The organism is Streptomyces sp. NPDC088915, assembly GCF_044749825.1.
GTDB lineage: Bacteria > Actinomycetota > Actinomycetes > Streptomycetales > Streptomycetaceae > Streptomyces.
Genome location: NZ_JBIVIR010000014.1, coordinates 56102 through 69344, shown reverse-complemented (window position 1 = coordinate 69344; position 13243 = coordinate 56102). Strand labels below are relative to the sequence as shown.

Here is a 13243-nt window from a genome sequence, read left to right as displayed (position 1 = left end):
CTCTTTCCGAACACGGGATGACAGGTCAAAGCTCGATGCGAAGGTGGGCGAGACCGCGGTACGTGCGGTTCCTGCTCCACTTCACGGCGCCGGCCCGGGCTGTCGGGAACCGCTCGCAGAACAGGGAGAGGAGCATCGACGCCTCCATCCGGGCGAGCGTCGCGCCCATGCAGTAGTGCATGGAGTGGCCGAAGGCGAGATGGTCGGGCCGGGCGCCGTTCGGGACGTGCGCGGCCGGACGGTCCGGACGGGCCGCTCCGGCGGAGAAGGGGTCGTTCCCGGTCAGTGACACGAGGACGAGGTCGCCGGCGGCGATGGGGCAGCCGGCCATCTCCAGGTCGGTGACCGCGGTGCGTGCCACGTGGCCCAGCGGCGGGTACAACTCCAGCACCCGCTCGATGAGGGAGTCGGTCGCGGCCGTCGCCCCCGGGGCGCGGACCGTCGCGGACAGGTCGTTCTCCAGCACGTACCAGAGCGACAGGCCGATCAGCGAGGCGGTCGTCTCGAGGCCGCCGAAGAGCACCATCGAGCAGGTGGCGAGCCGGTCCCTGTCGTCTCCCACGGCCAGGTTCCAGATGCTGTCCTCGTCGTCCACGCTGCTCAGCGCCCGGCCCATCTCGCGCACGGCCTGCTGCGCGCGCACCGCGAAGTCCCGGCGGTACGAGGCGGCGAGGAAGTCGGCCAGTGCCCCGGCCCACTCGTGCAGCCGGTCCACGGGCACGTCGTGGAGCCCGAGGAGGTGGGCCATGGTGCGGGCGGAGATCACGTTGGCCAGCTGGGTGACCGCGTCACCCGCGCCGTCCTTCGGGAACTCCTCCACGGCCCGCGCCACGATGCCGCGGATCTCCTCCTGGATCCTGCGCATCCTGCCCGGTGAGAACATGCGCTGGACGGCGCGCCGACCCGTCGTGTGCGCCTCACCGTCGAGCAGCACGAACCACCGGCCTATGACGTCCAGCAGATCGGCGCACTCCTCGCGCATGTCGGCGGGCAGGTAGATGCCGTTCTCGGCGGTGCGCGACGAGAGTCCGGGATGCCCGAGGGCGGCCTGGGCGGCATCGTGTCCGGCGATCACCCACGAGCCGAGTTCCGGGTAGTAGCGCACGGGGGGCGCCGCGGTCTCCTGCATGTCCTATCCCTCCGTACCGACAGGTGCGTCCGGGTGCTCGGACACCAGGGCCAGCAGCCGCACGAGGTCGGCCGCCAGGCCTTCGGCCGTGGCCCGGTCGAACCGGTCCGTCGCGTACTCCAGGACTCCGGCGATGCCCTCGGGGGATCCGTCGGCGCCCTGCACCTCGTCCAGGTAGAGGCCGAGGTCGAACTTGGCGACGGGTGTGGGCGCCAGTCCGGCGGTGCCCCGCAGACCCGCGGCCTCGAGCGCGGCGGAGCCGCGGCCGCCGAAGCCCAGCGCCACCTGGAACAGGGGGTGGTGTGCTGCCGACCGCTTCGGGTTCAGCGCCTCGACGAGCCGGTCGAAGGGGACGTCCTGGTGTGCGTATGCCTCCAGGTCGGCTGTGCGCACCCGTTCCAGCAGTTCGCCGAACGTCGGGTTCCCCGAGGTGTCCGTACGCAGGACCAGCATGTTCACGAAGAAGCCGATCAGGCCGTCGAGGGACTCGTCTGCGCGCCCCGCGACGGGCGTACCGATCGGAACGTCCTCGCCGGCCCCGGAACGGGTCAGCACCAGGGCCAAGGCCGCCTGGAGGACCATGAAGAGGGTGGCGCCGCGTGCCTGGGCCAGCTGCGCCAGTCGCTCGTGGACCGTGCGGTCGACGACGACTTCCACGGCGGCGCCGTGGTGGCTGGCGACGGCCGGGCGCGGCCGGTCCGCCGGCAGCTCCACCTGCTCCGGAAGTCCGTCGAGCGCCCGCCGCCAGTAGGCGACCTGCTGCGACAGGCGGCTGGCCGGGTCGCTCTCCTCGCCCAGCGCGTCGCGCTGCCACAGGGCGTAGTCGGCGTACTGCACGGGCAGCGGCTCCCAGTCGGGGGCCGCCCCCTCCAGCCGGGCCAGGTAGGCGCGGTTCAGGTCCCGCATCAGGGGCCGGAGGGACCAGCCGTCAGCGGCGATGTGGTGCAGGAGGAGGAGCAGGACGTGCTCGGCGGGGTCGTCCTGGGCGGTGAACAGCCACGTCCGCAGGGGCGCCTCGGTCATGATGTCGATGACGTCCTGTGCCGCGTCGGCCACGGCCGCGTCCAGGTCCGACCGGTCGCACGAGACCCGGAGCAGGGCCGGGCGCGCGGCCTGCGGTGCCAGCACCTGCTGGTAGGGCACCCCGAGGTCCTCGGGGTACACGGTGCGCAGGGACTCGTGGCGTTGCACCAAGTCGCCCAGCGCGGCTTCCAGCGCCGCGGTGTCGACCCGGCCCGTCAGCCGCACGGTGAGGGGCATGTTGTAGGTGGGGCTGGGGCCCTGGAGCAGCGACAGGTACCAGAGCCCCTGCTGGGTGAAGGACAGCGGCACCCGCTCGGGGCGCACGCCGCGCTGCGGGCCGGTGCGAGGCCGCGGTGCCGTGGCAGGTTCGGCCGCCGCCTCGGCGAGGGCGCGGGCTACGCCGCGCACCGTCGGGGCGGTGAACATGGTGCGGATGTTCAACTCCAGTCCGAGGACGGCCCGGACCCGGCTGATCAGCCGCATGGCCGACAGCGAGTCGCCGTCGAGGTCGAAGAAGTCCTCGTCGGCCCCGACCCGGGGCAGGTCGAGCACCTCGGCGAACAGGCCGCTCAGGACCTCCTCCAGCCGACCCTCGGTGGCGGGCGGCCATGCGGTGTGTGGCGAGGAACTCACGAGAAACCTTTCGTGTCCGACATCAGCAGACGGGTGAGGCTGGAACGGAACCTGCCGACGCAGTCCTGTGCTTGCTCGGCGGTGAAGACGTCCGCCGAGACCTGGAGGACTCCGCGGATATTTCCGACCGCTTTCCAACTGAATTCCCACTGTGCGGGGAAAATTGCCCACTTGGGCGTGATGGGCCGAAGCACGGTGCGCACTCCGGACAGGCGTAGTCGCGGCGTCTCGTTGTCGGCGTTGACCACGTGCAGGAAGAGCGGAGCGGTCCCGGGCCTGCGCCGGACCCCGGCCGCTTTGAGGACGCGCGAGTAGGGGACGTCCTTGTGGGCGAGCGCCCCGCTGATCGCGTCCGCGTGCGCCTGGACCAGCTCGGTGCTCGTCGCCCGCTCCCGCCATGCGGTGCGCACCGGGAGAGTGGTGAGCAGGGGGCCCATGGTCGCCTGGAGCGCGTACGCGTCCCGCAGGACCGCCGGGAGCCCGACCGTGGACGTGTGCTCCGTGCCGCCGGCGCCGGCCGCCCCGGCGTCCGCGACGGCCAGGCTGACCGCGGTCAGGAGCACCGCGGTCGGCGACACCCGTGCGGTGCGGGCCAGTTCCCGGACCCCGCGGGTGGCCGCGGCATCGAGTTCCAGTCCCGTTTCGACGAGGGTGCCCCGTTCGGCCGGGGGCGGCGGGTCGGTGCGCGGGTGGGGCTGCGGCCGTACGCCGTCCAGCCGGGCCCGCCACCAGGTGGTGTCCCAGCTCCGGGCCTGCTCCTCGGCCGCGTGGTCGAAGAAGTCCGGGGCCGGCGGCCGGGCTTCCGGCTCGTCGCCGTGGCGCAGGGCGCCGTAGGCGGATCCGAGTTCCTCCAGCAGCAGCGCGAGGGACCAGCTGTCGCCCGCGACGTGGTGCACGCAGAGACCGAAGTAGTGGTGGTCCGGGGAGGCGGATACGAACCCGGCCCGCACCGGGGCACGGGTGCCCAGGTCCATGGGCCGTTCCCACAGCCGGGACAGCGAGGCCGGGACCGCTCCGTCCGCACACCGCTCGACGGCGGTGTGGAGCGGGGGCAGCGGCGCGGACTCCGGGAGGGGAAGGGCCCTGCCGTCCGCGTACGTGGAGCTGAGCACCGGATGCCGGCGGACGACGTGGTGCAGCGCCGCCTCCAGCGCCGCGGCGTCGACCGCCCCGGTGATCTCGAAACACAGCGGCATGTTGTAGACGGGCAGAGCCCCGATGGACTCGTGGGCCAGCATGGACTGCTGCATGTCCGAGAGCTCCCGGCCGGCCCGCAGGGTGACGGTCACCGCGTCACCCGCCCGTCGGCCGGGTCGCCTCGGCGAGCCAGGCCCCGAAGGTGGGGGCGCGCAGGCAGCTGTCCGGGGTCATGTGGATTCCGGTCTCCTCGCGGACGCGGCCGCAGATGCGCAGCGCCATCAGGGAGTGTCCGCCGAGGGCGATGAAGTCGTCGTCGTCCGCGACCGCGTCGACCTTGAGGACGCGGCGCCAGATCTCGCGGAGCCGGTCCGGGGTGCTCCCCGTCCCCGCGGTGCCCTCCCCGGTGCCGCGGTGGGGGGCCGGGGGCTCGGGGAGGTCGAGCTTGGAAACCTTGCCGTTGGGCAGGCGGGGCAACTCCTCCAGGAAGACGATCTGCTGCGGGCGCATGGCCGGCGGGAGGGCGCTCGCCAGGTGGGCCCGGACGGCGCGGGCGGTGAGCAACGTGTCGGGCGCGGCGGCTGCAGCCGCCGCCGCAGCGGGGGCCGAGGCGGTCCCGACGGTCCCGCGGGTCGCGTAGACGTAGGTGACGTCGGCGTCGGTCCCGACGCACCAGTCGTCGACCTCGTTCACCTCGAAACCGGCGTCGGCCAGCAAGGTCTTGATCTTCGCGCCGACCACGCTCGCGCGCTCGACCTCCAGGCACACCTGGCGGACCCGGGACCAGTGTTCGGGGCGGACGCCCCGCAGGACTTCGAGTTCCGCGCCCTCGGTGTTGATCTTGAGGAGGTCCACCCGGTCGAGCCCGTGCTCTTCGAAGAGGGCCGACAGGGTGGTGGTCGCGACGGTGTGCGAGGTGGCCGCGAGCCGGTTCTCGGCGGCCACGAGGAGGGAGGACAGCTCTTCCTCGGCCAGGTCGCCGTCGCCGATGACGGTACTCCGGTAGTGCGACTGGACCAGGTCGGCCGCGGCCCGCTCCCGGTCGGCGCCGAGTCCGGACAGGTAGGTGAGCTGCGGGAAGGAGGTCAGCTCCTCGCTCCCGACGCGGTCCGTCAGCGCCACCGGGACGACCTCGCTCGCCACGGCGTTCAGTTCGAGGTTGGAGCGCAGGAAGGGAAGGACGTCCGGATTGGGCTCGACCGAGAGCAGCCGGACCCCGTCGGCCTGCCGGTGGGACCACAGGGAGAACAGCCCGATGTTGGCGCCGACGTCGACGACCACGGCGCCCTGGCCGAGGTGGACGCCGAAGCGGGAGTACTCGTCCTCCTCGAAGATCTGACGGTGCAGGAAGAGCGCCTCGTCGGCGGAGGGTGCGGCGACGGCCAGGCCGCCGGGCAGCTGGAAGCGCTGAAGGCCGTCGACGACGGGCGCGTGGTTGCGCTTCGCGGCGACGTAGGCGACCAGGCGCACACCGCTGTCCTCGTCGGGAACGGCGACGACCGCCGCGTCCTGGACCATCGGGTGCCGGCGCAGGACGGCCCCGACCTCGCCGGGCTCCACGCGGATGCCGCGCACCTTCACCTGGTCGTCGACGCGCCCGCGGAACTCCAGGTACCCGGCGGCGGCCCGGCGTACGAGGTCGCCGGTGCGGTAGATCCGGCCGGCCGGACCGAACGGGTCGGGCACGAAGCGCTCCCGGGTCTGCTCGTCGTCGCCCAGGTAGCCGGCCGAGACCTGGATGCCGCCGATCCACAGCTCTCCGGTCTCGCCCTCGGCGACCGGAGTCATGTCCTCGGCGAGTACGTGGAGTTCGGCGCCGTCGACCGCGCGGCCGATGGGTGCGATGGCGCCGCCGAACTCCTCGGAGGCGTCCCAGTACGTGACGCTGACGGAGCACTCGGTGGGGCCGTACTGGTTGAACAGGTCGCACAGCGGCAGCGCCTTGCGGAAGCGGCCGACCATGTCCATGTCCAAGGCCTCGCCGCCGCAGAAGACCCGGCGGAGGTCGTCGCAGAACTCCAGTTCGGCTTCCTCCAGTACGTGCCGGAGCATCGAGGGCACGAAGTGCGCCGTGGTGATCCCGGCGTCCTGGATGAGCCGGATCAGGCCGCGGCTGTCGAACTGCAGCCCCGGCGGCGCGATCACCAGCGTGCCGCCCGCGATGAGCGGCGAGAAGATCTCGTGCAGGGAGGCGTCGAAGGCGATCGAGGCCTTGTGCAGGACCCGGTCGGAGGCGGCGATGCCGTACCGCTCGTGGCCCCAGGCCAGGCGGTTGGACAGGCCGCCGTGCTGGAGTACAACGCCCTTGGGCTTCCCGGTCGATCCGGAGGTGAACAGGATCAGCGCCGGGTCCTGCGCGGTCGCGCCGGCGGGCCGGGACGTGGAGGCGGTGCCGGGGTCGACGGCGCCGTCCGGCCCGCCGACGTCGACCCAGCGGTCCGGCCGCAGCAGCTCGTCGCCGTGCCGGCTCGCGCCGTTGCGCAGGATGACACGGGGATCGGCGGCCTCGATGATCTGGTCGATGCGCTCGGCCGGGTACTCCGGGTCGAGGGGCACGCCGACCGCGCCCACGGTCAGGGTCGCCAGCAGGGAGGTCACGTAGTCGGCCGACCGCAGGAAGTGGAGCCCCACGTGGTCGCCCGCGCCCACGCCGGAGCGCGCCAGCAGGGCGGCGGTCTCGTCCACGCGGCGCCACAGGGCCCCGTAGCCCAGTTCGCCGTCGGCGCTGACGATCGCGGGGCGCTCGTCTCCGAGGGCGCGCGAGGCTTCGAGCAGATCGAGGAGGTGCGAGTGGCTCATGGTTCAGACCGCCTTCTGCGCAACGGCGACGACGGACACGCGTGGAACCTCGGCGACGAAGGAGCCGTCGGCCTCGCGGATGCGCGGAGCGGCGGGGAAGTCACCGGTGCGACCCAGCCCCGCCAGGTAGTCGGTGTGGTCGAAGACCTCCTCCAGCAGGCTCCAGGCCTCCTGTACGCCGCCCAGCTCCTCGAAGAAACCGGAGACCCCGTACATGCCGCCGACGTAGGCGCACATGGCCTCGCGCGCGCCTTCCTCCGAGTCGGCCCGGACGACCAGCGGGTCGTACACGTCGAGTACCCGCGCCGGTGTGGCCGCGTCCGCGAAGAGGCTTACGAGCTCGGCGCGGGTGAAGTGGGGGTAGTCGTGTCCGCCGGGGGACCGGTGGTGGACCACCTGCGTGAAGAACCGGGCCATCGGGCTGGCCTCGTCGAAGTCGTGGAGCACGACCCGTCCACCGGGCCGGACGGCCCGCAGCGCCTCGCGAACCGCGGCCGGGCGGTCCTGGCGGGCGATGTGGTGGGTGCCGTAGGCGAGGAGGACCGCGTCCACCGAACCCTCGCGAACGAAGAGGAAGTCCGCCGCCTGCCGGACGGCGGGCAGGCCCTGGGCCAGCGCCTCCTTGACCATCTCCCCGGAGATGTCCGAGGTCAGCAAGGTGACTCCCGAGGTGGCCCCGCCGCCCAGTTCGGCGACGGCCCGGGCCAGGGTCCCGTCCCCGCCGAGGATGTCCAGCACCACGGCCGGCCCGTCCGGTGCGCACAGCCCCAACAGCTGCTCGACGCCGGTCCAGCGGACCGACGCGTCCCTCTGCGCCGTGCGGTACGAGTCCCCGCGGCCGGTTTCGTCGGTGTCGAACTCCGTGACCGTCCGTTCCAGGACCGAAAGGGCGAGCTCGGCCCCCGGCCGTCCGAAGTCGACCACCGAGCGCAGGAGCGAGCTGTCGGCGACGACGTCCTTCCGGTACGCGTCGAGCGACAGGGACGGCAGATAGCGCACGGTACCCAGGGGGTCCCGGGTGTCCGCCGTGTGCGCCTCCTTGGCGGGGGCAGTGAGCATCGCAGCGTTGCCTTTCATGAGGTCTGTGGTCCTGGGCCTGATGGGCCGTGGCGTCGGCGGGGGGTTATCCCCGGGCCGCGGTACGGCTGCGCGGGCGCGCGTTGGCCAGCACTTCGCGGATCACCGCGCGGTAGAAGGTCCAGTAGCTGTGGTCGACGAACTTGGCGAATTCCTTCACCTCGTCGTGGCGTTCACGCAGCCGGTTGATCGGCACCGTCATCGCGGCGTGGTGCTCGACGTGCAGGTTGTTCCCGTTGGTCAGCCACGTGCTGAACCAGCTGCCGCTGATGGAGCGGGTGTTGCGCAGCACGTCGGTGGTGTCGTTCTCGCACCTGATGTGCTCGGGCAGTTCGACGAGGAAGTGCATCGGGGTCGCCACGAGGAGCAGGGGTGCCACCCACAGCTCCAGCACGAGCACGCCGTGGCCCGCGGCTGCGGCCGCCACCGCGATGCCGGCGAGGACGGCCATCGCGCGGTACTCGGTCATGCTGTTGCGGCGGATCCGCTCGGACACCTGGCCGTTGCCGTACTGCCAGGTGCCCCGCCAGCTGCGGTAGCTCTCGGCGGCCACCGTGCCCAGCCGCCGGTAGTCGAAGAGGCCCCGGAGCACGACCGCCGGAGTCAGCGGCTGGCGCGTGTCGAAGCCGAAGAACTCGGTGTCCTGGTCCGTCCCCAGGAAGCGGTGGTGCTGCAGGTGCCGGATGCGGTAGTGGCTGTATGAGACGAACATCGGGAGGCCCAGTACGACGCCGACCGTGCGGTGCAGCCCGACCTTCAGAAATGCGGAATGGTGCAGGCACTGGTGCTGGAGTTCCACCATGTGGGTGTAGAGAATTCCCAGCAGGAGAATCCCCGATGCCACGCCGAAAAGATTCTGTGTCAGTACCAGAAAAATTCCTGCCGCGCCCATCGCCAGGGCTATGGCGAGTTTTGCGACGAAGGCGTTCTGGTCCTGCGGATTGACGCGGGAGCGCTCGAAGATGCGCTGCGGTGTCGCTATTTTCACCTGGGTCACCCGGCTGCCCGGGCAAGGCTCGCCGGTCGCAGATCGGTCCAGCTCTCCTCTATGCGCTCCAGGCAGCGCTGCCGGGAATCCGGACCGGACACCGACTCCCAGCCGGCCGGAACGGCGCGTGCCGCGGGCCACAGGGAGTGCTGGCCCTCGGCGTTCACCAGGACGAGAAAAACACCCTCTTCGTCGTCGAACGGATTCGCCATTTCATTCCCTTTCTCGCAGGCTCTTTGTAATGCTCCAAGCCTAGGAAGAAAGGAAGGACCGATCCGGCATCATGGGCGGTGGATTACCGGCAGTTGGGAGGCGTTATCCATCTCCCCCCTGTCGGCATGCGGGCCGGAATGGATCAGAGCAGACCGCACGCGGCGCGGTCGAACTTCCCGTTCGCATTGAGCGGCAGCGCGGGCCGATGGACGAATCGCCTGGGAATCATGTGGGAAGGCAGGTGCGCCCGCAGGCGGGCGCGGATCTCCGCGGGCGCCGTCTCCTGGCCGCTGTACACTGCCGTCAGCCGGTACTCCCCCGAGGCCCCGGGGGCGGCGACGACCACGACGTCCCCCAGCCCGCCCCAGGTGCGCACGGCCGCCTCGACGTCGCCCAGCTCCAGCCGCTGCCCCATGATCTTGACCTGCTGGTCGAGCCGTCCCAGGTGGACGAGTTGCCCGTCCTCCCGTGCCACCCGGTCCCCGGTGCGGTACCAGGCGTCCGGGCTCGGCGTCTCCCGCTCGCCGCCCTGGTCGGGCTCCGCGAAGCGGCCCCGGTTGTCCGCCGGGTCGAGGTAGCCCGCGAACCGCTGGGGTCCGCGTACCTGGAGCTCCCCCGTCTCCGGGTCGACCCGGTGGTCGAGGTGCCCGTAGACGGTGCCGATGGGCACCGTCCCGTTGGACGTGGCCGGCCAGTCGGCCGTGTCGCCCGGCAGGGCGTACGCCGTCACGGTCACCGAGAGCTCCGTCGGCCCGTACAGGTTCTCGACCGTGCTGCCCGGCGCCGCCTCCTTCCAGGCCCGGGCCTGTTCCAGGGGCAGCTGCTCGCCGGCGAACAGGCTCCGACGCAGTGAGGGCATGCTGCCCGGTGTCAGTGAGCCCCCCGTCCGGACGAGCGAGATGATCGACGGTACGGAGTACCAGTGGGTGAGCGCGTTGCCGGCGACGAAGGAGACCGGGTCGAGGAGCTCCTCGCGGGTGGGAACCACGAGCGCCGCGCCGCCGCCCCAGGCGACGAACATGTCGAACACCGAGGGGTCGAAGGTGAGGCCGAAGGTCTGCGAGAGCCGGCAACCGGGCCCCACGTCGTAGCGGGCGATGTGGTGGCGGAGGAACGCGTCGAGGTTGCCGTGCCGGATCGGCACGCCCTTGGGCACGCCGGTGGATCCCGAGGTGAACAGGATGTAGGCGGTGTCGTCGGGGTCGCCCGGCTCCCCCGCCGGGGCGGGCGCCGGACCGCGTTCCCGCAGGGCCCGTGTCACGTCGTCGGCGCCGATGCGGACGACCGGGACCCCGGTCCCGTCCGCGAACGAGGCGTCCTGCGCCGCGTCGGCCAAGACGGCGTCGAGCCCGGCGAGTTCGAGGATCCTGCGGTTGCGCTCCGCCGGGTACGCCTCGTTGAGCGGCACGACGGTGCCACCGGCCAGGAGGGTGCCGAGGTAGCCCGCGTACGACGCCACGCTGCGCGAGGCCAGCAGCCCGACGCGGCCCGCACGGGGGTCCGCCCCCCTCACACGGCCCGCGACGTACCGGGAGACCGCGTCCAGTTCGGCGTAGGTGAGGCTCTGCCCGGCGATGACCAGCGCGGGCGCCTCGGGCACCCGCCGGACGCTGTCGGCGAACCAGGCGTGCAGTGTCTTGGCGGTCACGGTGATGAGGTCCCTTCCGCGGGCATGTCCCGCATCGTCCGCAGCGGTGAGAAGACGACGAAGAGCGCGGCGCTCCAGGTCCCCAGCACACAGATCCACAGCGTGGTGCGCAGGCCCAGCCCACTTCCGAGGGCGCCGCCGAACAGTGCCCCGATCGGGATGACGCCGAGGCATATCCACATGAAGGCCGCGTTGACCCGCCCGAGCAGGTGGGCGGGGGTGACCTGCTGCTGGTACGAGGTCGCCGCGATGTTGTACAGGCCCACGTTCGCGGAGAACGCCGCGAGGCCGAAGCCGTACGTCAGCAGCCCCCAGCCCGGCGTGGCCAGCGGCATGAGGGCGTACAGCGGGCCCGGTACGGCCATGGCCACCCAGATGATGCGGGCGGTGCCGATCCGGCGGGAGAGCCGGCTCGCCACGGCGCCGACCGCCAGGCCGCCGACGGCGCTCACGCTGAAGACGAGGCCGACCGCGAGCGAGGAGGCGTGCAGCTCGCGGACGAGGAACGTGACCTCGATGGAACTCTTCGCGATGACGAAGAAGTTGGAGGTGGCCGTGCAGGCCAGGATCGCCAGCAGGATCGGGCGGCTGCGGATGAAGGCGAGGCCTTCGCTCATCTCGGCCCGCAGCCCGGCCCGCCCGCCGCCGTCGGACGCCTCCGCCGCCGCAGGCCGGGGCGCCTCCCGGAGCAGCGCGAGCGTCACCGCGCTGACGAGGAAGGCCAGCCCGTTGCTGAAGAAGGTCCGGGCGGTGCCGACGAGGCCGATCAGCAGACCGCTGACGGTCGGCCCGATGAGCTCGGCGAACTCCTGGCTCATCACGATCTTCGCGTTGGCGTCGACCAGCCGGTCCGGTCCGGCCAGCCTGGGCAGCATGCTCTTGTACGCCACGTTGAACAGCACGGTGAACACCCCGCAGACGCCGACGACCAGGTACAGGTACCAGAGCCTCAGCTCCCACAGGAGCGCGGCCAGCGGCAGCGAGAGCATCAGCGCCATGCGGGCCAGGTCGCACACGATCATCAGCTTCCGCTGGTCGACCCTGTCGGCCAGGATCCCCGCGGGCAGCGAGAAGAGCAGGTACGGCAGCCAGCCGAGGAAGGACAGCAGGGATATCTGGAAGACACTGGCGTGCAGCGTGGTCGCCGCGAGCAGCGGCACCGCGACGCCGGAGATCCGCGCGCCCAGCTCGCCGACGGTCTGGCCGCCCCAGAGCAGCAGGAAGTTCCTGCTGCGCCACAGGGGGGCGGCGGGCGCCGGCGCGGCAGGGCCGGCCGCGGCGGCAGGTGCGGAAGTGGTCACGGAATCGGTTCCCTGCGGGCTCATGCGGGAAGCAGCCGGACGCGCAGGTGCTTGTACCCGCTGATGACCGTGGACGCGAGCCGCACCGGCGGCTCGATCATGACAGCGGAGCCCACCCGTTCGCACAGCTCGTCGAGGAACAGGCGCAGTTCCATGGTGGCCAGGGCCGCTCCCAGGCAGTAGTGCGGCCCCGATCCCAGCGCCAGATGCGGGTTGTGCGTCCGGGCGATGTCGAACCGGTCGGCGTCCGCGAACACGCGCTCGTCCCGGTTGGCCGAGAAGTGCCAGATCGCCACGTCCTGGCCCGCCTCGATCCGTACACCGTGCAGTTCGACGTCGCGCTCCGCCCGGCGCAGCACGTGCTGGCTCGGCGACACGTACCGCAGGACCTCCCCGACCGCGGTGTTCAGCAGGCCGCGGTCCGCGCGCAGCCGCTGCCACTGCTCCGGGTGCTCCATGAAGGCGATCAGCGAGCCGACGGCGCCGTGCCGGGTGGTCTCGTTCCCGCCGAGCAGCAGCAGGTCGAAGAAGAGCATGGCGCCCTCCTCGTCCAGCAGCCCCTTGTCCTGCGCCTCGACCAGGGAGGTCACGATGTCCTCGCGCGGCGAGACCCGGCGCTGGCTCATCAGGTCCTGGCAGTACAGCAGCAGCTGCGCGTGGGCCATGGCGGCACTGGCACGGGCGCTCGGAGAGGTCCGCAGGTCCTGGTCGGCAGATCCGAACGCTGCCGTGGTCAGGCGCAGCAACAGTGCCCAGTCCTCCTGCGGTACGCCGAGCAGCGCGGCGATCGAGGCCACGGGCAGCAGCGCGACGGTGTCGACGAAGTCGACCTCGCCCTGCTCCAGAGCCTCGTCGAGCGACTGCCGGATCACCGACCGGATGTACGGCTCCAGCCTGGCGACCGCGCGCGGCGTGAACGCCCGGTTGACCAGTTGCCGCAGCTCGGTGTGCCGGGGGCCGTCGGTGTGGGTGAGCATCCGGCCCGAACCCTCGTCGCCGGTCCAGCGCTGCGCACCGAGCGTGTTGGTGCCGGCCGAGCTGAAGGTGGCTCCGTCCTTCTGGACCGCGAGGCAGTCCTCGTACCGCGTGACGGACCAGAAGCCGGGCTCGGACTGCTGCGGGTTCCAGTGCACCGGGGCGTGGTCGCGCAGGAGCCGGAACACCCGGTGGTGCCCCGGCTCCGCGAAGAGCTGGGGATCGGCGAGATCGATCCGGTCGAGCACCGCCTTGGCGGAGTAGGTCAACGTCACAGGGGCCCCTCGTGAGGAATGTGGAGTAGGGAACGCGTGGCGGGC

Annotated in this window: 10 protein-coding genes; all 10 read right to left on the bottom strand. The window is 71.8% G+C overall.

Translation table 11 applies throughout. The features are described 5' to 3' along the window. Positions 1-25 precede the first annotated feature (25 nt). The 10 genes from ACIP5O_RS24485 to ACIP5O_RS24440 all read right to left on the bottom strand — a co-directional run bounded on the left by ACIP5O_RS24485 (position 26) and on the right by ACIP5O_RS24440 (position 13198). Complete coding sequence (locus tag ACIP5O_RS24485) at positions 26-1129, bottom strand: cytochrome P450 (RefSeq protein WP_401296676.1); 1104 nt, start codon at positions 1127-1129, stop codon at positions 26-28. Between the two features lie 3 nt (positions 1130-1132). Beyond that, a complete protein-coding gene (locus ACIP5O_RS24480) occupies positions 1133-2785 on the bottom strand; it encodes a condensation domain-containing protein (protein ID WP_401296674.1) in 1653 nt (550 codons plus the stop codon). After that, positions 2782-4074 (bottom strand): condensation domain-containing protein, encoded by a 1293-nt coding sequence (locus ACIP5O_RS24475; RefSeq protein WP_401296672.1) that lies wholly within the window; start codon positions 4072-4074, stop codon positions 2782-2784. The genes ACIP5O_RS24480 and ACIP5O_RS24475 overlap by 4 nt, the downstream gene beginning before the upstream one ends. 4 nt (positions 4075-4078) lie before the next feature. Beyond that, a complete protein-coding gene (locus ACIP5O_RS24470) occupies positions 4079-6721 on the bottom strand; it encodes an amino acid adenylation domain-containing protein (RefSeq protein ID WP_401296670.1) in 2643 nt (880 codons plus the stop codon). A 3-nt stretch (positions 6722-6724) separates the two neighbouring features. Next, positions 6725-7798, bottom strand: coding sequence for a class I SAM-dependent methyltransferase (locus ACIP5O_RS24465; RefSeq protein ID WP_401296668.1), 1074 nt, complete (start codon positions 7796-7798; stop codon positions 6725-6727). 46 nt (positions 7799-7844) lie between these two features. After that, on the bottom strand, positions 7845-8642 hold the full coding sequence (locus ACIP5O_RS24460; protein ID WP_401296666.1) for a fatty acid desaturase family protein: 798 nt from the start codon (positions 8640-8642) through the stop codon (positions 7845-7847). A gap of 149 nt (positions 8643-8791) precedes the next feature. Further along, on the bottom strand, positions 8792-8998 hold the full coding sequence (locus ACIP5O_RS24455) for an MbtH family protein (RefSeq protein ID WP_401296664.1): 207 nt from the start codon (positions 8996-8998) through the stop codon (positions 8792-8794). Positions 8999-9141: 143 nt separating this feature from the next. Then, the gene (locus tag ACIP5O_RS24450; RefSeq protein ID WP_401296662.1) at positions 9142-10647 is read right to left on the bottom strand and encodes an AMP-binding protein; all 1506 of its coding nucleotides are present in this window, start codon (positions 10645-10647) and stop codon (positions 9142-9144) included. After that, positions 10644-11948, bottom strand: coding sequence for an MFS transporter (locus tag ACIP5O_RS24445; protein ID WP_401296660.1), 1305 nt, complete (start codon positions 11946-11948; stop codon positions 10644-10646). Before ACIP5O_RS24445 ends, ACIP5O_RS24450 begins: the two co-directional genes overlap by 4 nt. 20 nt (positions 11949-11968) lie before the next feature. Then, positions 11969-13198 (bottom strand): cytochrome P450, encoded by a 1230-nt coding sequence (locus ACIP5O_RS24440; RefSeq protein ID WP_401296658.1) that lies wholly within the window; start codon positions 13196-13198, stop codon positions 11969-11971. Positions 13199-13243: the final 45 nt, after the last annotated feature.